This window comes from Aestuariivivens sp. NBU2969 (assembly GCF_019931125.1).
Lineage (GTDB): Bacteria > Bacteroidota > Bacteroidia > Flavobacteriales > Flavobacteriaceae > Aestuariivivens > Aestuariivivens marinum.
Window position 1 is genome coordinate 30,204 of record NZ_JAIOUU010000002.1, and the last position, 21,905, is coordinate 52,108.

Here is a 21,905-nt window from a genome sequence, read left to right on the forward strand (position 1 = left end):
CAATTCAACTTCAAACGATCGTTAAAAAAGCGTTAAAAATCAGATTGCTTTAAACTATTTCACCTTTTAAATGTCATACACATAAACAACTTAAAATTTAAAAGATGAAAAAATTTTTATTAATCGCCTTAGCAATAGCCTCACTTCAGGTTGTAGCTCAAGAGCAAAAAAAGGAGGGGCCAAAGTATCATGATGAAATGATGAAACTATCGGCAGAAGAGATGGCAACCTTGCAGACCAAAAAAATGACCTTGCATTTAGATTTAAATGACAAACAACAAAAAGAAATCTACGTCATAAACTTAGAGAACGCAAAACTTAGAAAAGCACATATGGAAGCCCGAAAAGCCAAGCGGCAAGCTGGTGAAAAACCATCTCAGGAAGAGCGTGTTTCCATTATGAATGCACAACTTGATCGTAAAATTGAGATAAAGAAAAAAATGAAAACCATTTTAAACGAAGACCAATTTGCCAAATGGGAAGAAGCTCAAGCTAAAATGGCACATAAAAGAAATGCTGGTATGAAAAGTAAAGGTGATAGAAGAGTAAAAAAAATGCAAAAACAATAATATTTTAGTTTAGTTGATTATAGTTTGTTGATGAAAAGCGCATTTCAATTATATAGAAATGCGCTTTTACTTTTTATATGGCCTTAGACACTTTATCAACTGCATTAATGGTAAAATCTAAATCTTCATAGGTTAAAGCATCACTAATAAACCAAGTTTCAAAGGCACTTGGAGCGATATACACCCCTTCATTTAGCAAGCCATGAAAGAATGTTTTAAAGGTATCATTATTTCCCTTCGCCGCAGAACTAAAATCAATAACTTTAGCAGCATCAAAATGTACGGATATCATAGATCCAACTCTATTTATGGTATGCGTAACCTTATTAGCCTGCAAAACGGTTTCAATGCCTTTATGTAAATAGGCTGTTTTATCTTCCAAACGGGCAAACATATCGTTGTCGCTATTTATTTCACTAAGCATGGCTAAACCAGCCGCCATAGCTAATGGATTTCCACTTAAAGTCCCTGCCTGATACACAGGGCCAACCGGCGCTAGATAATTCATTATTTCGTTTCTGGCAGCAAAAGCACCAACAGGCAAACCTCCACCAATTACTTTTCCAAAACAAACAATATCTGCCTTAATACCAAATCGCTCTTGAGCACCTCCTTTAGCCAATCGAAATCCTGTCATGACCTCATCAAAAATCAAAAGAATACCATTAGTATCACACAAATCTCTCAACGCTTGCAAAAAACCTTCTTTAGGAGGCACACAGCCCATATTTCCTGCAACGGGTTCGATGATGATACAGGCTATTTCACTTTTATTGTTTTCAATTAATTCGGATACATGGTCTATATCATTATACCTAGCCAAAAGCGTATCTTTTGCTGTACCTTGTGTTACTCCAGGACTATTTGGAACTCCAAAAGTACTTGCACCGCTACCCGCTTGAATCAAAAACGAATCGCTATGTCCATGATAACAACCTGCAAACTTTATAATTTTTTCCTTTCCCGTAAAACCTCTAGCCAGCCTAACAGCACTCATGCAAGCCTCGGTGCCTGAATTCACAAATCGAATCTTATCAATATTAGGAACCATAGATACGGCCAACTCGGCTATTTGTGTTTCGATCTCGGTTGGAGTGCCAAACGATGTTCCTTTTTTTGCCTTTGCAATAACCGCATCTACCACAGGTTTGTAAGCATGCCCCAAAATCATGGGCCCCCAAGAATTGATATAATCTATTAAACGGTTTCCATCTTCATCATAAAGATAAGCCCCTTTGGCTTCTTTGATATAAATTGGAGTTCCCCCAACCCCTTTAAATGCCCTAACTGGCGAATTCACTCCGCCAGGAATTACTTTTTCAGCTTGAGCAAACAATGCACTACTTCGTTTATAAATCATAATAATATTATTTTACTACTAAGGTTTGACCAATACTAATGATATTATCTTCCAAACCATTTATTTGTTGAATAGCCTCTACCGAAGTATTGTATTTTTTTGAAATAGAATATAAGGTATCTCCCTTAACAACAATATGCTTAATTTTTGCTGTTGTATCAGCTAACAAATAATTCTCTACAACACTACTTTTATTAAGCACTTCTTTATCATATTGATGGAGATTATAACGTTCAATCAAACTAATAAGCTTTTGTGGGTACTTTCTATCGGTTGCATATCCTGCAGACTTTAGTCCTTTTGCCCAACCTTTATAATCGTGTGTTTTTAAATAAAATAAGCTCGCATAACGCTTACGCTGGGTCAAGAAAAGTGAATGGTCTCTAAAGGAATACTTGGCATCGTTATACTTTCTGAAACATTCTTGCAATCTATCATCATCGTGATATATTTTTTTGCCCGTCCAATCATGACATTTAATTCCAAAGTGGTTATTCGCCTCTACAGAAAGCCGCCCTCTACCTGAACCCGATTCCAAAATACCCTGGGCCAAGGTTATACTTGCAGGTATACCATAGAGCTCCATTTCTGTTTTAGCTATATCCTTATAAGTATCGATGTACTCTTCTGTAGTATTAGTATAAGTTTTAGTAATCACCGGTGTTTCAACTTCTTCCTTAACCCCATTAGACTCAGGTATCGAAGATATTTTTGTTTTACGTTCTATTGTGGGCTTTTTAGCTACGACTCTTTTTTTAGAGCCACAACTAAACATAAAAATACTTACTAAAAGTAGGACTAAAATACGCTGCATTTAAATTTCGATTTGTGGTATATTCTTTTTCTTTAAATAATCATTCATTCCTTTAACTCCCTGCAATCCTCCTGTATGGATAGCTAAAATTTTTGATCCTTCAGGAAAAAATCCTTTGCTAATTAAATCCATAACGCCAAAAAGCATCTTTCCCGTATAAACAGGATCTAAAGGGATGTCATAATCCTTTTTGAAACCATTAATAAATTCCACCAAGTCCAAATTTATTTTGGCATATCCTCCAAAGTGGTAATCTGTGATTAGGTCCCAATTCGATTGCGTTACAAATTTACTAATATCTTTATCCAAAAAAGAACCTTTTAACGCCGGAAAACCCAAAACTTGTTGACTGGGTTTTGAACAATTAATTATCCCTGATATTGTTCCCCCAGTACCTACAGAACAACAAATGTAATCAAAATCAAAATCTGTCCCTCTTAAAATTTCTTCACAGCCCTTAACCCCTAGCGCATTAGTACCTCCCTCTGGAATCACGTAGAATGTTCCAAATTCCTTAATTAATTCCTTCAAAAAAGTTTCGGCTGTTTTAAGCCTGTAAGTTTGTCGAGAAACAAACTTAAATTTCATCCCACATTCCTTGGCAAACATCAAGGTAGGGTTACGTTCTATTTCACCATACAATTCTTCCCCTCTAATAACCCCTATAGTCTCAAAACCCATTAGCTTTCCTGCTGAAGCAACTGCTGCTATATGGTTTGAATAAGCTCCTCCAAAAGTCAACAAGACCTCAAATCCTTGCTTACGGGCTTCTTTTAGATTATATTTAAGTTTTCGAAATTTATTGCCAGAGACAAACTCATGTGATAAATCCTCTCTCTTGACATACAATCGAACATCATTATTGCTAATATTGACAAATTGATTGACACTATCTTTTACCTTAAATATCATATTTGCGAAGATACTTTAAAAACCTCTAAACATCTCATCTAGTAATAGGCAGATTTTAAGTTACTAATATTGAAATTATATATCTTCTTATGTAAAAAAACAAAAATAGCTTGACTCTAGTAATCACTTAGTTAGCCAATGTATTTTTTCATTTGTCCTAATGAATTTTGAATTGAAAAAATCACGTACTTTTGTTATAGATGAATTTAGACTCTCATGAAGAAGATAATCCACATTGAAGCAGGTGATTTTTACTGGACACCTGAAGGCTATAGATGTTTTACTGAACAATACCACCTAAAGAGAGGCTATTGCTGTGAAAGTGGTTGCAGGCATTGCCCCTATGGATTCAATGCTAAGGCAACCTTAAAAAATAGCAATAACAAAACCTAAAACACAAGCACTTAGCACGATTCAAGGATAAACTCTTGGTATGATTATTGATGTTATTTTATTAAAAAGTTGCTATAAAAATATTTTTTTGATAGTTATTGGACAGCGTTCTAATCACTAATTTTATACAACCATAAATAACCGTAAAAATTGTATTATGAATAGACTATTAAAAACATTCCCGCTTTTAGCATTATTAGTAATGCTATCTTCTTGTAGCTCTGTACGCGTTGCGGCAGACTATGACAAAGGAGCAAATTTTAACGAATACAAGACCTTTGCATTCTTTAAAACTGGCATTGACAAGGCAGAAATTAGTGATTTGGACAAACGTAGAATTTTAAGAGCCATTGAATCTGAGCTCATGGCAAAGGGCTTCACAAAGTCTGAAAATCCAGATCTTTTAATTAGTTTGTTTACAAAATCCCAACAACGAGTAGACGTCTATAACAATACCTGGGGCTATGGTTCCTGGGGTTGGGGCGGATGGGGTCCATGGGGTGGTTATGGCCCTGGTTGGGGCTGGGGTTGGAACCAACCTTCTGTTTCAACAAGTACCCAAGGCACTTTATACATAGACCTTATTGATGCCAATAAAAAAGAGTTGGTTTGGCAAGGAATGGGTACTGGATATTTAAGTAGAAATGTTGATAAAAAAGAAGAACGCATTAAAGAATTCGTTGCTGAAATTATGTCTAAATATCCACCTGGATCACAACAATAATATATAAAAAGCGACTAGTTACCGAGGCTCTCGAAGTGCAGTCGCTTTTTTATTGTTTAATTTTTTTACCAAACATAAATTTTAATAAAATTTAAATACCCTCCCTAAAACCAATCGATTTTTGAATAATATTTAAAATATTCTGTTTTTAATAGATTATTCGTATTTTTAGTATCCGTCATCACTATCAAAATTTAAGAAAGTTTATGCCCGACACTTTTGAATCGAATGCTATTCTTAATAGGCTTCCCAAGCATTTAAAACAATTTATTAAGCCTCAAAATTACGCCAACTATTCTGCGATAGACCAAGCCGTATGGCGTTATGTCATGCGTAAAAATGTGGACTTTTTAACCACAGTTGCGCATAAATCTTATTTAGAAGGTTTAAGACAAACTGGAATTTCCATAGACCACATTCCCAATATGTATGGTATGAATCGCATCTTAAAAGAAATTGGTTGGGCTGCTGTTGCCGTTGATGGATTTATACCTCCCAATGCCTTTATGGAATTCCAAGCCTATAACGTATTGGTGATAGCCAGTGATATTAGGCAATTGGAACATATTGAATACACACCTGCTCCCGACATTATCCATGAAGGCGCCGGGCATGCCCCCATAATAGCCAATCCCGAATACGCAGAGTATTTAAGACGTTTTGGAGAAATTGGTTGTAAGGCCATCTCTTCGGCAAAGGATTATGAATTGTATGAAGCCGTTAGGCATTTGTCCATCATAAAAGAAGCACCAAACACTCCAGAAGCAGACATCACTTCTGCAGAAAAAACAGTAGAGGAACTTCAGCAAAATATGGGCGAACCCAGCGAAATGGCCCTCATACGAAATTTACACTGGTGGACGGTTGAATATGGATTAATCGGTACCATTGAAAATCCTAAAATCTACGGCGCTGGATTGTTATCGTCTATTGGTGAAAGTGCTTGGTGCATGACTGATGCTGTGAAGAAATTGCCTTATACCATCGAGGCTACCTATAAGGATTTTGACATCACCAAACCACAACCACAACTTTATGTAACTCCAGATTTTGCCCATTTAAGTTTGGTTTTAGAGGAATACGCCAACACCATGGCCTTGAGATGCGGCGGACTTTCAGGAATTAGAAAACTCATTAGCTCGAAAGCTTTAGGCTCTATAGAATTAAGTACAGGGCTTCAAATTTCAGGTGTGTTCACAGATGTAATTGAACATAACGGTAAACCTATTTATATTCAAACAAGTAGTGAAACGGCTTTGGCCTACAGGGAAAAGGAATTAGTAGGTCATGGTACAAAAACCCATAAAACTGGTTTTGGTTCACCTATCGGAAAACTCAAAGGTATTAATTTGGCTATCGAGGATATGAGCCCACGTGATCTAGCAGCCTATAATATTTATGAAGAACGAACTGTTACTTTGGAATTTGAAGGTGGCATTAAAGTGTCGGGGGAAATTATTACCGGCAAAAGGAACTTACAAGGTAAAATCATTCTTGTTAGTTTTAAAAATTGTACCGTCACCCATGGCGATACTATTTTGTTTCAACCTGAATGGGGGATTTACGACATGGCTATTGGTAAGGCAGTGGTTTCGGCATTTGCTGGACCGGCCGATTTAAACAGTTTCGATTTAATAACCCATGTACCTTCAACACAGACCATACATGTAAAAAAATCAGCTAAACTATTGGAGCTTGAACGTCTTTACCAACAGGTTAGGGACTATAGGGAGGGTCAAAACAGAACAATTTCCAGAACCAAGGTATTGGAACAACTCATTGAAAAACACTCCAACGATTGGCTATTGCCCCTAGAACTCTATGAATTGGCCGCCAAGGGCAATGAAAAAACCTTGTGCAATAGTATTTCAAGCCATCTGGAAACCATAAAACAAGATAGACCTGAGCTTGGTAAACTGATTGATGATGGACTAGGTATTGTTGAAAAAAATACTCTTGTACGCTAGTTTCCTGTAATGTGAAAATGAATAAATCGATAACATTGATATTAATCATTTTGACCTTTGGTTGTGGAACAAAAAATCTTCAACAGAATAGGGTTTATATTCAAGATGAAAAACTTTATGGAGAACTTGCTAATGGCCTTCCTGCCAAGGACACCCTAATTGAACTTAAAAATAAAACTGGAACGGTTAGTGGAATTGGAAAAATGGCAGTTTCAAAAAATAATGTTAGTGACCTGAAATGCGGATTTTGGAAAGAATATAACTCTGACGGAATTTTAAAGGCAGAAGGCAATTATAAAATTAGTTCATTTATCGATTGTAGTGTTGGAGGAGCTATTAGTGCTTACTATTACTACAGAATTGGAGAATGGAAATATTTTAAGAAAAACGGAGAATTGGACTTTGTGCTCGATTTTGTTCCAAAAATGCACCACATCGATACCAGATGCCAAGATGGAGATAAAATGATTTTTGGAATTATAGAAACCATTCCTCTAGACTATTGGGGGAAAGTGGACGCAAACAAAATATATGAATTACAAAAAATATCTTTTACGGATTCACACACAACTACAACAATGATTCCACTGAACGGAAAAATATATTACGAAACAAAAAATTGAATTTATCTATATCGGCAATAAAGAAAGTGGAAAAAGGCACATGTTTTAAACTTATGAACTATTAAGTTATAAAAAAACAACTTACACCAATATAAAATCATTATTTAAACCGTTCCAACCTTTCCTTTGCAAACTCACTTAAAACCAATGTGCCACTAATTTCGGCACGTTGTAAAAGCAACGTATCCCAATGTGCCGTGCCTTCCCAAAACACTTGTTTCATTTGTTGTAAAGCTTTGGGGTTGTAGGCACTTAATTTTGTAACAAAAGCTTCAACGGCTTCATCTAAGGCGTCAACAGAGTCATAAACCTCGGCATATAATCCTTTTTCTTTTGCCCATTGTGCAATATAAAAAGTTTCAGCATTGATAGTCATTTGCGACATGGCTGCCTTTCCTATTTTTCTGGAAACTGCAGGCTCTATTACAAAAGGCCCTATACCTATGCTTAGTTCACTTAGCTTAATGGAAGCGAATTGGGTCGCTAAGCAATAATCTGTTGCGGCAGCCAAACCAACACCTCCACCTACAACTTTACCCTGAACTCTACCTATGATGAGTTTTGGACAGAGACGCATAGCGTTTATAACATTAGCAAAACCCGAAAAAAATTGGGTTCCTACTTCCTTATTTTCAATAGCCACCAACTCCTTAAAACTGGCGCCTGCACAAAAGGTGCGATCGCCACCACTTTTTAAAACAATAATTTTTATAGCCTCATTTGCTCCTGCCCCAACAATGGTTTCTTCCAACTTCTTAAGATTTTCAGTGGGCATAGCATTTTGCTCGGGGTGAAAAAACTCAATATAACCTACCTCATCTTTTATGTTTAGCGTTACGTATGGCTGCATGTTAAAATCGATTCTTTGGGTTGAATATACACAAAAATATCAGTAACTCTTGTTACACACCATTATTAAAATTAAAATGAACTTTGCCTAAACAAAATAAAACTATGGGTTTACTAAATTTATTATTAGGCAATAAAGAGAATAACATAAAAGATTTTAAAGCCAGAGGCGCAATGATTATCGATGTCCGTACACCTTCAGAATATAAGCAAGGTGCTATAAAAGGCTCAAGAAATATCCCCTTACAGGTCATTGAATCTAAAATAGAGGAAATAAAAAAACTCAATAAACCCGTTATTACATGCTGTGCTTCCGGTATGCGATCGGCCAGTGCAGCTTCAATATTAAAAAAACACAGTATTGAGTCTATAAATGGTGGCGGTTGGATTGCCTTGAAAACTAAGCTGTAATTTAGTAAAGGACGCCTTATTAAACTAGAAAACATTAGTTTCCTTCGACATAAGAAGTCTAACCAATGTATTTCCTTTGATTAATAGCTTTACAAATGTAAGCTGGTTTCCTACTAATGACATTAACACTGTGTTAATTAACCATTATATTATTAAGCATAATTTGAAAGCAAAAAAAACACCAACCAAATTTATCTATGTAAGTTATGAAATTGGTGTTTTCTATATGAACTGATTAATAGCATATTAAATTTACAATTAAAAGTTAATGATATAACTTTTTTTCGATAAAATGACATTTATAAAAGATTAAGCGTAGGGATTACGTATATGATTTTTAAAACATGATATGCGGGAACTGTAATTTAAGCTTAGCTATTTGCTTATCAATATGTTGCATAAATTCTTTATATGCTTTTGAGTCTGGATTAAATGGTTTATGAAGCAATCCTTTTTGAACAGCATCAACCTGTTCCATGGTTTTTGAAGCTTGGGGCGCAAACCAAACACTTTGAAATTTTTTCCAAATATAGTTCACTGCTGTTGTGTTGGGATGGATCATATCTTCTGCATAAAAACGGTAATCGCGCAGTTCGTCCATCATGATCTCGTAGGAAGGAAAATAAAACAATTGACGATTGGCGATTGATGATTTTTGATTTAAGAATTGGTGGATTGCCGCGATTAAATGGGCTTTACTTTGGGTGTTTTCTATAAAACCATCTTTTAAGTGCCTTACCGGAGATGCCGTGAATATGAATGTAACTTCAGGATTAATGGCCTTTATCAAATCGGTTAGATAATGCAATGAACTTGTTATGGTTTCTATAGACAACAATTCCTTTTTGAATTGTTTTTGAGGTATTTTATGGCAATTGGCTACTATGGTGCTGGTTTGCAAAAAGCGATACACCCATGCTGTGCCTAAAGTAATAATAATGTGCGAAGTACTCCTAAGTTGTTTGGTAGTTGCACTTATGCTATTGTTCAAATCCCCCAACAGCACCTCTTTTGAAGTATGGCTTAATCTGGAATGCGCATCAAAACAATGCCACCGTTCATTGTGATAAAATATATCCTTTTCTGTGTATTGACTCTTAACTACTGATTTAGCCACCAACGTTTCAATGGCCTTGGGGTGAAATAATATCCCAAATGGATTTTGAAGGGTTTTAAACTTAAAATACGACAGTTTCCCACCAATATGCTCCACAAAGCAAGATCCCAACAACAGCACATTAGAATTGTAATCTATTAAATTATTAGGTTGCTTTCTTAATATTATGTTGGTTTGAAGATTCATTTAAAATTCAACTCTAAAATTAAAGAATGAATTAATTGTTACTAACTTCTACATAAAAAATTATTTAAACCAAAAAAACTCGATAGAGAAATCACATAATTGACTAACTAAAATCAACTTGATAATCTATTCAATGTAGTTCTTTGCTGCATCTAAAGCCTCACTAATTCCTTGAGGCTTTTTACCTCCTGCCGTAGCAAAAAATGGTTGACCACCGCCACCACCTTGGATGTGTTTCCCCAATTCACGAACTACTTGACCGGCATTTAGCCCTCTACTTGCAACCAGTTCTTTAGATATATAACAAGACAACAAGGCTTTTCCTTCCTTTTCAGCGGCTAATAACACAAACAAATTATCAATTTGGCTACCCAAATCGAAAGCAATATCTTTTAATCCAGCAGCATCCATATCCAACTGCTTAGCCAAAAACTTAACGCCATTAATTTCAGACACTTCACTTTTTAATTCGCTCTTTATATTTTTGACTTTATCCTTCAACAAAGCTTCAATCTGCTTTTTTAAATTGGTATTTTCCACCTGCAAATTTTGTAATGCCCTTACTGGCTCTTTGGTATTATTAAGCAAATCCTTCATTTCAAAATAAGCACGATTGTTCTCATAGAAAAATTCCTTAACGGCATCATTTGTTATGGCTTCTATACGACGTATGCCTGCTGCCACGGCACCTTCTGAAACAATTTTAAAATGCCAAATATCTGCCGTATTTTTCACATGGGTACCACCACATAATTCAATGGATTTTCCAAAACGAATGGTACGGACTGTATCACCATACTTTTCACCAAACAGACTCATAGCACCTTCAGCAAAAGCTTCTTCTTTTGGTATATTACGTTGCTCTTCTAATGGTAATTTACAATCTATACGTCGATTCACAAAATCTTCAACTTCACGTAATTCTTCAACGGTCAATTTTGAAAAATGGGAAAAGTCAAAACGTAAGTATTTGGAATGCACTGCACTACCTTTTTGCTCCACATGTGTTCCCAAAATCTCCCGAAGGGCTTGATGTAATAAATGGGTTGCTGTATGGTTACATTCTGTTCGATAGCGTTGTTTGTCATCCACTACAGCCTTAAAGGTTTCGTTGATATGTTTCGGTAAGTTTTTAGCAAAGTGAATAATAACATTATTTTCCTTCTTTGTGTCTAAAATATAGACCACATCTCCATGAGCATCTTCCAAATAGCCCTTATCCCCTACTTGCCCTCCACCTTCAGCATAAAAAGGTGTTAGATTGAATACCAATTGGTACATATCCCCATCCTTTTTGGAAGTCACCTTACGGTATCTTGTTATCTTAACATTTGCCTTCAGAGCATCATAGCCTACAAACTCCTCTTCAGCATCATCCACTAAAATGGTCCAATCGTCTGTAGACATTTCACTTGCTGCCCTAGAACGGTCTTTTTGTTTTTGTAGTTCTACTTTAAACCCCTCTTCATCCAAAGTCAAGCCTTTTTCAGAAAGGATCAAAGCCGTTAAATCCACAGGAAACCCATAGGTGTCGTACAATTCAAATATTTTCTCTCCCGAAACCGTATCTCCCTTTTCCTCTTCAACAATTCGGTTTAGCAATATTAAACCTTGATCCAGAGTCCTTAAAAACGATTGTTCTTCTTCTTTAATGACATTTTCAATGAGTTGTTTTTGAGATTTGAGTTCTGGAAAAGCCACTCCCATAGTTCTACTTAACACCTCAACCAACCTAAAAATAAAGGGGTCCTTTTGGTTTAAAAACGTAAATCCGTAACGTACAGCGCGTCTCAAAATTCGCCTAATCACATACCCGGCTCCAGTATTGCTAGGCAGTTGTCCATCAGCAATTGAAAAAGCCACTGCCCTAACATGATCGGCAATTACCCGAACCGCTACATCTACTTCTTCCTCTTTACCATAATCTTTCTGCGAAATGGTTTCAATCTCCTTAATAAGCGGCGTAAATACATCTGTATCATAATTACTTTGTACACTCTGTAAAACCATACACAAACGTTCAAAGCCCATGCCTGTATCGATATGCTTTGCCGGCAAACTTTCAAGGCTACCGTTTGCCTTTCTATTGTATTGCATAAACACCAAGTTCCAGATCTCTACAACCTGAGGGTGGTCTTTATTCACTAAATCCTTACCTGGTACCCTGGCTTTATCTTCTGCCGAACGAATGTCGACATGAATCTCGCTACAAGGCCCACAAGGCCCTTGGTCGCCCATTTCCCAAAAATTGTCTTTCTTGTTTCCTTTTAAAATGCGGTCTTCAGGAATATGTTGCTTCCAAAAGTTGTAAGCTTCCATATCCATAGGGATATTGTCCATTGCATCACCTTCAAAAACGGTAATGTATAACATATTCTTATCGATACCGTAAACTTCAGTCAATAGCTCCCAGGCCCACGCAATGGCTTCTTTTTTAAAATAGTCCCCAAAACTCCAGTTACCAAGCATTTCAAATAGCGTGTGGTGATAAGTATCATAACCTACTTCCTCTAAATCATTATGTTTACCAGAAACACGCAAACATTTTTGAGTGTCAGCAATACGGTTACTTTTAGGTTTTGCATTTCCTAAAAAAAATTCCTTAAACGGTGCCATCCCCGAATTCACAAACATAAGTGTTGGATCATCCTTAACAACCATTGGTGCCGATGGTACTATGGTATGCTTTTTATTCTCAAAAAAACTTAAAAATTTAGAGCGAATATCCTGTGACTTCATTTACTTTTTGGTAATGCTGGTTTTGTTTTTCTTATTAATTCCAAAACAATTTTTATCTTTACTCTTCCTTTTTTTAAATTTATTATTAATGATAATAATTTTTTATTAGGTTTATCGTTTGCTTAAAAAACTAAGATAAAAATTGTTTTAATTGAATGCAAAAGTACTATAATTTAGGTAATGAGTAAGGTAAAATATTACTACGATCCAGAATCGCTTTCATATAGAAAAATTGAACGTAAAAAAAGAACCACTTTTAAATACGCCGCCATGTTTATTTTGGCTTCGGCTATTTTTGGATTTATCTTTGTCTTCATTGCCAGTCAATATGTAGAATCGCCTAAAGAACGAGCCTTAAAAAGAGAGTTACAGAATATGCAGCTACAATACGGTATTCTGAACAAAAAAATGGAACATGCCGAAGCCGTTTTAGCCAATATTGAAGACCGGGATAATAATATTTACCGGGTATATTTTGAAGCTAACCCTATTCCAGAAGAACAAAGAAAAGCTGGTTTTGGTGGTATTAACCGATACAAACAATTGGAAGGCTACGATAATTCCAAACTGATTACAGAAAGCAGTAAGCGACTGGATATCCTTCAAAAACAAATTGTTGTCCAATCCAAATCATTGGATGAGATTGCAAAATTGGCTGAAGAAAAAGAAAAATTATTGGCAGCTATTCCTGCCATACAACCTGTAAACAATAAAAATCTAACTCGAATGGCTTCAGGGTACGGTATGCGTTCTGACCCTTTCACAAAAGCCAGGAAAATGCATTGGGGCATGGACTTTACTGCGCCACGTGGAACGCCTATTTATGCTACCGGCGATGGTATAGTGGTTAGAGCGGATGCTAGAGCTACTGGATATGGAAAACACATTCGCATAGACCATGGTTATGGTTACATGAGCTTGTATGCACATTTGTATAAGTATAATGTTAAACAAAATCAAAAAGTGAAACGTGGTGACCTTATTGGTTTTGTTGGCAGTACGGGACGTTCGCAAGCACCTCATTTGCATTATGAAATATTTAAGGATGGTAAACGCATTAACCCAATAAACTTTTACTACGGCAGTCTAACCGCCGAGGAATATGCAGAATTATTAGAAAACGCCTCATTAGAAAACCAATCTTTAGACTAATGTACATAGAACTTCCTGAAAAACGTTATTATAGTATTGGTGAAGTAGCCAAGGCATTTAATGTGAACACTTCATTGATTCGTTTTTGGGAGAAGGAGTTTGATGTACTAAAACCAAAAAAGAATGCTAAAGGCAACCGAAAATTTACTCCCGAGGACATAGAAAATCTAAAGTTTATTTTTTATTTGGTAAAAGAGCGAGGGTTTACTTTGGAAGGCGCCAAAATACATTTAAAGGAAGAAAAAAAGGAAACGCTTAATAACTTTGAAATTATTAGTAAACTTGAAGGCATTAAAAACCAACTGATAAAAATTAAGGAGCATTTGTAACGTTTTAGGTTTATTGACAACTTATTGTTGGAATATTTAAAAACATTAAAAAAATAATTATTTATGAAAAAGTTTCTACCTTGGATCATTATAGGCATCATTGCTTTAGGTCTTTATACCTGGGGAAAAGGATTCAATAATACTGCCGTTACATTAAATGAAAACGTTAAGGAAGCATGGGGCAATGTCCAAACGGCCTACCAGCGCAGAAATGACCTTATAGGTAATTTAGTAAAAACCGTGCAAGGTGCCGCCGATTTTGAACGCAAGACGTTAACCGAAGTTATTGAAGCCCGTGCCAAAGCGACTTCCATTAGTATTGACCCCAACAATATAACCCCAGAGCAATTGGCACAATACAACCAAGTTCAAGGTGGTTTGAGCGGCGCTTTAAAAAGTCTTTTAGTCACTGTTGAACGTTATCCTGATTTAAAAACCAATCAGAATTTTTTAAAACTGCAAGACGAACTCACCAGCACCGAAAACACAATCCAAACAGCCAGAACACGTTACAATGAAGCTATAAAACCCTATAATGTTCATGTTAATACATTTCCAAACACAATATTGGCAGGAATTTTAAACTTTGATGAAAAACCATATTTCGATTCTGAAGCTGGAGCTGATAAACCTGTAGATGTAGAATTCGACTTTAAATAAAAATCATGTCCAAAATAGAAGATTTTCTTTCTGAAAAAGAAGAACAGGAAATCATAGAATCCATTAGAATAGCCGAAAAAAACACCTCGGGTGAAATACGTGTACATATTGAAAAAACAGCCAAAGGCAACACCTATAATCGTGCCCTAGAAGTATTTCATTATTTAAAAATGGACAATACCAAATATCAAAACGGTGTACTTATATACGTTGCCATAGAAGACAAAACCTTTGTAATCTGCGGTGACAAAGGCATAAACGAAGTGGTACCCAATAATTTTTGGGATAGCACCAAAGACATAATACAAGCCCATTTTAAACAAGGGCATTTTAAACAAGGCTTGGTTGAGGGCATTTTAAAAGCTGGACAAGAGCTAGAGAAACACTTTCCTTGGCACCATGATGACTCCAATGAATTACCTAACGACATTTCAAAAGGCTAATACTTAAATGGGGCATTTAAAGATAAACACTATTAAATATTTTAAGACAAGCACTAAAGTTTTAGTCGTTGCTTTTATTTTTAGCCTATCTTCATTTAAAAGTGCTTTTGCTCAATTTGAGATTCCAGAAAAACCAGATTTTCAAACCAGTGTTTATGACTATGTTGACTTATTATCAGCCTCAGAAAGAAATAACCTGGAAAACAAATTAATTAAATATTCTGATACTACTTCTACACAAATTGTTGTTGCTATTATTTCTACAACAAAAGGCGAGAATATTGGTTTGTTAGCACCTCGTTGGGGACATACATGGGGTGTGGGACAGGCCAAAGAAGATAACGGTATATTCATATTATTGGCAAAAGACGATCGCAAAATTTGGATCGCTCCAGGTTATGGTGTAGAGCATAAACTTACGGCAGGTATAACGGGAGAAGTAATTAGAAAGGTGATTATTCCCGAATTTAAAAAAGGAGATTATTATAATGGCCTTAGCAAAGGTGCTGATACCATTTTTCAATTACTCAATGGCGAATACCAAGGAAGCAGAAAACAAAGTGGGAATAACGATGGATTGCCTATTGGCTTTATCATGATGTTAATTATTATTTTTATCATCATCCTTATATCCATTTCAAAAAACAGACACAGTGGTGGAAAAGGTGGGAACCGTGGAGGAAAGTCTAACGGTTTAGATATCTGGGATATGATAATACTCAGTAACATGGGCCGCTCTTCGGGTAGAGGAAATAGTGGCTGGGGAAATTCAGGTGGCGGCTTCTCGGGTGGTGGTGGCTTTGGTGGCGGTTTTGGTGGTGGCGGCTTCTCGGGTGGTGGTGCTGGAGGAAGTTGGTAAAACACTCAAAAAATGTATCTTAAACTCTTACATTTAAAACCTATGAAAACCTCTTTCACGCACTTCGCCTTTACTGCCCAAACTATTAAACTTCCAGCTAAAACTTAACATAAAATATTGTTGTAATACCATGCTTTGAGAATCTTCAATATAATTAGCTGTAGCAATACGGCGCGCATTAGTATTTTGGTCCAATAAATCGTAAGCCTTTAAAGTTACAATTGCTTTATCTTTTAAAACGGAATAGGCTAAAGTAGCATTCCAAAACCAGGCACTTTTTTGAAATCCATCTGCTATATTTGGGTTATAACTGTAGGATATGTCATTTCGCCATTCAAAATTTTTAGGTAAAAATGTCGCTGTACTTAAATTAAATGAATGAAAAACAAACTCTTCGTCTTCAAACGCCTCTAAGTCATAAGAATTATTTGTAAATGACAATTGATATTCTGGTCTTATCATCATTACATTTAGCCATTCAAACTCTAAATTAAGACTTGGACCAAGGGTTTTAACTTTGCTTGAATACTTTACAGCATTATTAAAATTAACATTTTTATTTATGCTAGACCTCATACCTCCTCCAATGCTAAGGTTTCTTAAACTATCTAACTTAACTCTTTTACGGTAAAATGCCATTGCACTAACATCATAATTGCCATCAACATTTTCAAAGGTTGTTCTTCTAACTAAATCTTCATCTATCGTTGATTTAGCTATGACTTGATTATTATTAAAATTAGAAGATATTCTACCAAAAAAACCTGATCTTTTTTGAAAATCGAAACTTCTGTAACGCACCGACACGCGATGTCTATTTGAAGGCTCTAAATTAGGGTTTCCAATTACCGTATTAAGCGGATTAGTTATATTTTCAAATGCCTGTAACTGCATTAATTGAGGCGGTGTGTTATTTAATGAATAATTGGCGCTTAAAGATGTTTTAGCACTAAAATTATACCTAAAAGAACTATCATATTGTAAGTCCTCAAATCTACGCTTTATATTAAAGGCTGGCCTTAATAAATCTTCATTCTCTAAAGTTCTAATAATATAACTCACATTAAAACCCGTTGAAAGTTTCTTATTTTTAAACGATAATTTTACACCAGGTGTACTTCTTCTATCTTTATATTTAAAATCGGTACTTAAATCTGTATCAAAAACCGTATAATCTCCTCCTATATCACGATTGAAAGAACTTAGCTCATTTTCTCTATTATTATTAACGTAGCTATAACTGAAGTCTAAAAACAACTCTTTACTCTTAATAGGGAGTCTATAGGTTAACTCTGTTGACAGGTTTTTTGTTTTGTTAGTCCCATCTCTAAATTGGTCTCTAACAATTTCTTGTGAAATGTTAGGATTATTAGGATCTGAAGGGTTTTTATTATAAATTATTGTTGTTGATTCTAAAAAATCATTCGAATCAGAATTGCTTATCTCATTATTTAAATTTACACGAATAAATCCACCTTTATTTCCATAACGTTTTGTAATACTAAACTCATTATTAAAACTTTTAGCATCATTCTCAACGAAAGATGATGAACTAGACTCGTTGGTTAAAAACCTATCAACATTAATAGATTCCTCACTTCTTTCAGATGTAGTTTTAGTTTTAACAAAATTAAATGACGGCTCAATACTTATAAATAAAGTAGAATCTAACCTAATTTCAAACTGAGAGTTAACTTTGTGATTATCGCTCGTACTAGATGATTTAGAATTAGATTCCGTAAAAAATCGCGTATCGGCCAAAATATTCTCTCTATATGTTGACGACTCATTATTTGAATCACTACCGGAATAAAAATAATCACCTGAAACATCGACCTTGTCACCATATTTATCGGCATAATTAATACCAGATGTTTTGGATGTTGTTATACCCTCTCCTCCCGCAAATGAGCGCCCTCTTACTCGATATGACCCTCCAGAATTACCACCACCAAACATTTGTCTTATTTCTCCAAAACTAAAACCAGGAGAATTTGTATTATTACCTCCAGCCAATACACTAATACGCTGGTTATTATTAAAACGATTAAACATACCTGCTAGCTCATAGCGTTTATCTGTACCAGCACCCGTGACAATTCTAGCAAAAACACCTTTATTATTTTCTTTTTTAATGGTAAGATTAATGGTTTTATTTTCTGAATTTACCTCTTCTCCTGTAAAAGCTTGCGCTCTTGTTTTTGTGTCGATTACCTGTATTTTTTCAACAATCTCTTTACTTAAATTTCTAGTTGTAATTGTAGGATCGTTACCAAAAAATGGCTTTCCGTTTACCAATATCTTATTAACGTCTTTTCCATTAACTGTTATTTTACCGTCTTGGTCTACCTCTACACCTGGTAATTGTTTTAACAAATCTTCTACATTTGCATCTTTTTTTGTTTTAAAGGATTTTACATTAAACTCTAAAGTGTCTTTTTTTATAGTAATTGGGGCTCTAGATCGAATAACAATCTCATCCAATACATTTGTTTCACTTTCAAGATTTATTACTTTTAAATCAATAGGTTTAGAGTCTATGAGAATATTCTTTTTATAGGTTTTAAAGCCTATATAAGAGATATACAAGTTTAAGTTAGCGTCATAAGTTTTGTCTTCTAATGTAAATTTGCCATTCTTATCGGTGATAGTATAGCTAACTACCGAACTATCTTTAACTCGCTCCAAATAAACGGTAGCCGCTTCAAGAGGTATATTCTCGTCTTGCGTAATCAAAGTTCCTGAGATTTTAAATGGTTTTGATTGACTGAAAGAAAATAATGTGCTCGATAACATTAAAAAGAAAAAAAAGTATTTCATTAAATTAAATTTGATTAATCTTTTTATAAGACCACTATTTTTAAAAAAAGCTTAAAGCCTTTACGCGCATTAGGAAAACTTTAACACCTTCCTTATTTGAGTCTGCAAAAGTACCTGAATACTCAAATGCTTATCTTAAATAAAACTTAAAATTTTGTAAGAAAATGTTATTTTTAAGAAATAACATAAAAAAAATAACTTATAAAAATCAATACGCAGTAGGTGGTAGTGGTGGTACACTGTGACCACTTTTGACTTTAGCCGAATTAAACTTCCAACTAAAGCTTAACATAAAATATTGTTGTAACACAGTGCTTTGCGAATCTTGAATATAATTAGCTGTTGCTATACGACGTGCATTGGTATTTTGCTTAAGTATATCGTTAGCTTTAATAGATATAACACCCTTATCTTTAAAAACAGAATATCCTAAAGTAGCATTCCAAAACCAAGCACTTTTTTGAAAACCATCAGCAATATTTGGGTTATAACTGTAAGACACATTGTTGCTAAATTGAAGTTTTTTATAAAAAGTAGTTTGCGTATGTAAGTTAAATGAATGAAAGGCAAACGCCTCATCATTAAACCCTTGTAAATCGTATGAATTATTGGTAAATGATAATCTATAAAAAGGATAAAACATCATGACATCTGTCCAATAAAAAATTAAGCCCAGAATTGGTGAGATAGTTTTTACAGTGCTTGAATATTTAACCTCATTGTTAAAATTTACATTTCTTTTAATACTCGACCCAATATCTAATTGTAAACTAAGTAATTTTAAGCTATCTAACTTAACACGCTTATGATAACCGACATTGGCGCTTATATTATAATTGCCTTTTATATTTTCAAAAGTTGTTGTTCTTATCAAATCTTCATCTATGGTAGATTTAGAGATTACTTGATTGTTGTAAAAATTTGCTGTAACACCTGCATTGATACCTGCATTTTTTTGTACTACAAAATTATTATAAGAAAGCTTTACTTCATGGTTATTGGTTAATTTTAAATAGGGGTTTCCTATCACCCTATTTAATGGGTTTAAAATATTTTCAAAAGCTTGCAACTGTGATGGTTCTGGAGCACTATTAAGCATAGTATACCTTAAATCCAATTTAGATTGTTTACTAAAGGTATACATGAAATGGTTGTAATATTCAAAATTATTAAAATTAAATTTATTATTTAATACTGGTCGTAGTGCATCAGCGCTACTTAAAGTTCTTAAAGTATAAATGGGTTGAAAAGAAAAGTATAACTTATCCTTTTCATACTCAAAATTTAAACCAACTTGATTACTCTCATCTTTATATTTAAAATTTGTGCTTAAATCGGCATCAAGAACTGTATAGCTGTTATTGGTGTCTTTATTAAAAGAACTCAATTTATTCTCACTTTTATTATTTAAATATCTGTAAGATAAATTAAAACCTAAATGTTTACTAATAGGAATACGACTGTAACCAATACTCATAAGTGTATTATTTGTTTTTGAATCTCCAACTCTTAATTGGTCTCTAACAATTTCATCAGATATAACAGGATTGGTTGGATCTGAAGTATTTTCATCATAAAATAGTGTGTTAGAATTAAATAAAGTATTAGATGATGAGGTTCCAATATCGTTGTTTAAACGAATCATAATAAAACGCCCTTCTTTTTTTAAGCGTTTTATAAAAGTAAAATTATTACTGAAATTAGTTGTTTTGGTATCTCCAAAGGATGATGCATTCGCTTCATTTGTCAGTACATTATTGTCGTCTCTCGATTTTTCTTTGCTATTATAGATGGCGTTAGAATTACTAACATTGTATGATGGCTTTACCGTTACCAATATATTGTTATCTGTTTCTAATTTAAATTCTGAGTTAACCCGATGATTGTCATTATAATTTATTGAACTTGAACCCGACTTGGTAAAAAAGCGTGTATCTGGTAATATATATTCTGTATTAGCGGTTGCTTTATTTTCTGAATCACTCCTAGAATAAAAATAATCGCTTGAAACATCGGTAGCTTTTCCATATTTATCCACATAATTAATCCCCGCATTTTTAGATGTAAGAATCCCTTGAGAGCCACCCCTTGCCATTCTACCTACACTTCCAAAGCTAAATCCAGGCGAGTTAATATTATTACCTCCTCCTAAAACACTAATACGTTGTTTATCATTAAAACTATTAAACATTCCAGCAAGTTCATAACGCTCATCTGTACCACCGCCAACTGCTAATCTTCCAAAAACACTTCTACTATTTTCCTTTTTAACGGTTAAGTTAATTGTTTTAGCATCAGACTTTGCTTTTTCTCCTGTAAAAGCTTCAATATCTGTTTTTGTATCAGAAATCTGCACCTTTTCAATCATATCTTTATTTAAATTTCGGGTAGCAATTGTGAGGTCGTTATTAAAAAAAGGCTTACCATTTACCAGTATTTTATTTACCACTTTTCCATTTACTTTTATACCGCCATTAACATCCACTTCAACTCCTGGAAGCACCTTTAATAAATCTTCAACATTGGCATCCATTTTTGTTCTAAACGATTTTACATTAAACTCTATCGTGTCTTTTTTTATGGTTATTGGTGCTCTGGACTTAACAAGTACCTCATTTAAAAGATTATGATTTTCTTCTAAAAAAATAGAGTCTAACAGTATGGGCTTTCCTGTAAAGTTGAGTTGTTTCGAAATTGTTTTATAGCCTAAATAAGAAATATTTAATACAGCTTGTTTGTAGTGTGTGCTTCCTTCTAAAGTAAACTTCCCAATTTTGTTGCTAATGGTATAGGTTATTAAGCTACTGTCCTTAACCTGTTCTAAATAAACAGTGGCAGACTCTACTGGGGTTTTGATTTCTTTATCAATTAAAGTTCCTGAGATTTTAAATGGTTTTGATTGCGCAAAAGAAAATAGTGTGCTAAAAAGCCCTACAAATAAGTAGAGCTTCTTCATTTTTTGTTGTTGGTTAGTTAAT

Annotated in this window: 19 protein-coding genes; 11 read left to right on the forward strand and 8 right to left on the reverse strand. The window is 34.5% G+C overall.

Going from position 1 to position 21,905, the window contains the following annotated elements:
• Window positions 1-104: 104 nt before the first annotated feature.
• Window positions 105-569, forward strand: coding sequence for a hypothetical protein (locus K7G79_RS01930; RefSeq protein ID WP_223548632.1), 465 nt, complete (start codon window positions 105-107; stop codon window positions 567-569).
• Window positions 570-642: 73 nt separating this feature from the next.
• Here K7G79_RS01930 and hemL read toward each other — a convergent pair whose 3' ends face one another.
• From hemL to K7G79_RS01945, 3 genes are read right to left on the reverse strand one after another with little or no spacing between them, the layout of a single operon-like run.
• Window positions 643-1,929, reverse strand: coding sequence for a glutamate-1-semialdehyde 2,1-aminomutase (gene hemL, locus K7G79_RS01935; RefSeq protein WP_223548634.1), 1,287 nt, complete (start codon window positions 1,927-1,929; stop codon window positions 643-645).
• A gap of 7 nt (window positions 1,930-1,936) precedes the next feature.
• Window positions 1,937-2,743 carry a glucosaminidase domain-containing protein gene (locus tag K7G79_RS01940; RefSeq protein ID WP_223548636.1) on the reverse strand — a complete coding sequence of 269 codons (807 nt, stop codon included), beginning with the start codon at window positions 2,741-2,743 and terminating at the stop codon, window positions 1,937-1,939.
• A complete protein-coding gene (locus tag K7G79_RS01945) occupies window positions 2,744-3,655 on the reverse strand; it encodes a 1-aminocyclopropane-1-carboxylate deaminase/D-cysteine desulfhydrase (RefSeq protein WP_223548638.1) in 912 nt (303 codons plus the stop codon). It lies immediately after the preceding gene.
• A gap of 216 nt (window positions 3,656-3,871) precedes the next feature.
• Here K7G79_RS01945 and K7G79_RS01950 point away from each other — a divergent pair, with 216 nt between their 5' ends.
• From K7G79_RS01950 to K7G79_RS01965, 4 genes are all read left to right on the forward strand, one after another.
• Window positions 3,872-4,048: a DUF5522 domain-containing protein gene (locus K7G79_RS01950; RefSeq protein ID WP_223548640.1), complete on the forward strand. Its 177-nt coding sequence runs from the start codon at window positions 3,872-3,874 to the stop codon at window positions 4,046-4,048.
• A 157-nt stretch (window positions 4,049-4,205) separates the two neighbouring features.
• Window positions 4,206-4,772, forward strand: a complete 567-nt coding sequence (locus K7G79_RS01955; protein ID WP_223548642.1) for a DUF4136 domain-containing protein — start codon at window positions 4,206-4,208, stop codon at window positions 4,770-4,772.
• A 206-nt stretch (window positions 4,773-4,978) separates the two neighbouring features.
• Entirely contained in the window at window positions 4,979-6,739 is a 1,761-nt protein-coding gene (locus tag K7G79_RS01960; RefSeq protein WP_223548644.1) for an aromatic amino acid hydroxylase, read from the forward strand.
• A 35-nt stretch (window positions 6,740-6,774) separates the two neighbouring features.
• Window positions 6,775-7,362, forward strand: a complete 588-nt coding sequence (locus tag K7G79_RS01965; RefSeq protein WP_223548646.1) for a hypothetical protein — start codon at window positions 6,775-6,777, stop codon at window positions 7,360-7,362.
• A gap of 100 nt (window positions 7,363-7,462) precedes the next feature.
• Here the strand turns inward: K7G79_RS01965 and K7G79_RS01970 are convergent, their stop codons facing one another.
• Window positions 7,463-8,212: an enoyl-CoA hydratase/isomerase family protein gene (locus tag K7G79_RS01970; protein WP_223548648.1), complete on the reverse strand. Its 750-nt coding sequence runs from the start codon at window positions 8,210-8,212 to the stop codon at window positions 7,463-7,465.
• Window positions 8,213-8,316: 104 nt separating this feature from the next.
• On the opposite strand from K7G79_RS01970, the gene K7G79_RS01975 reads away from it, so the two are divergent.
• Window positions 8,317-8,622: a rhodanese-like domain-containing protein gene (locus tag K7G79_RS01975; protein ID WP_223548649.1), complete on the forward strand. Its 306-nt coding sequence runs from the start codon at window positions 8,317-8,319 to the stop codon at window positions 8,620-8,622.
• 337 nt (window positions 8,623-8,959) lie between these two features.
• On the opposite strand, the gene K7G79_RS01980 is transcribed toward K7G79_RS01975, so the two are convergent.
• Together K7G79_RS01980 and alaS are read right to left on the reverse strand one after the other, a co-directional pair.
• Window positions 8,960-9,925 carry a GSCFA domain-containing protein gene (locus tag K7G79_RS01980; protein ID WP_223548651.1) on the reverse strand — a complete coding sequence of 322 codons (966 nt, stop codon included), beginning with the start codon at window positions 9,923-9,925 and terminating at the stop codon, window positions 8,960-8,962.
• Between the two features lie 126 nt (window positions 9,926-10,051).
• Window positions 10,052-12,664, reverse strand: a complete 2,613-nt coding sequence (gene alaS / locus K7G79_RS01985; RefSeq protein WP_223548653.1) for an alanine--tRNA ligase — start codon at window positions 12,662-12,664, stop codon at window positions 10,052-10,054.
• 180 nt (window positions 12,665-12,844) lie between these two features.
• On the opposite strand from alaS, the gene K7G79_RS01990 reads away from it, so the two are divergent.
• The 5 genes from K7G79_RS01990 (at window position 12,845) to K7G79_RS02010 (ending at window position 16,107) form a co-directional block, all read left to right on the forward strand.
• Window positions 12,845-13,816 (forward strand): M23 family metallopeptidase, encoded by a 972-nt coding sequence (locus K7G79_RS01990; RefSeq protein WP_223548655.1) that lies wholly within the window; start codon window positions 12,845-12,847, stop codon window positions 13,814-13,816.
• Entirely contained in the window at window positions 13,816-14,145 is a 330-nt protein-coding gene (locus tag K7G79_RS01995) for a MerR family transcriptional regulator (RefSeq protein WP_223548657.1), read from the forward strand. Before K7G79_RS01990 ends, K7G79_RS01995 begins: the two co-directional genes overlap by 1 nt.
• A 63-nt stretch (window positions 14,146-14,208) precedes the next feature.
• Window positions 14,209-14,805, forward strand: coding sequence for a LemA family protein (locus tag K7G79_RS02000; protein WP_223548658.1), 597 nt, complete (start codon window positions 14,209-14,211; stop codon window positions 14,803-14,805).
• Window positions 14,806-14,810: 5 nt separating this feature from the next.
• Entirely contained in the window at window positions 14,811-15,248 is a 438-nt protein-coding gene (locus K7G79_RS02005) for a TPM domain-containing protein (protein WP_223548660.1), read from the forward strand.
• 7 nt (window positions 15,249-15,255) lie between these two features.
• The gene (locus tag K7G79_RS02010; RefSeq protein ID WP_223548662.1) at window positions 15,256-16,107 is read left to right on the forward strand and encodes a YgcG family protein; all 852 of its coding nucleotides are present in this window, start codon (window positions 15,256-15,258) and stop codon (window positions 16,105-16,107) included.
• Between the two features lie 33 nt (window positions 16,108-16,140).
• On the opposite strand, the gene K7G79_RS02015 is transcribed toward K7G79_RS02010, so the two are convergent.
• Together K7G79_RS02015 and K7G79_RS02020 are read right to left on the reverse strand one after the other, a co-directional pair.
• Window positions 16,141-18,843, reverse strand: a complete 2,703-nt coding sequence (locus K7G79_RS02015; protein ID WP_370634178.1) for an outer membrane beta-barrel protein — start codon at window positions 18,841-18,843, stop codon at window positions 16,141-16,143.
• Window positions 18,844-19,135: 292 nt separating this feature from the next.
• Window positions 19,136-21,883 carry an outer membrane beta-barrel protein gene (locus tag K7G79_RS02020; RefSeq protein ID WP_223548666.1) on the reverse strand — a complete coding sequence of 916 codons (2,748 nt, stop codon included), beginning with the start codon at window positions 21,881-21,883 and terminating at the stop codon, window positions 19,136-19,138.
• Window positions 21,884-21,905: the final 22 nt, after the last annotated feature.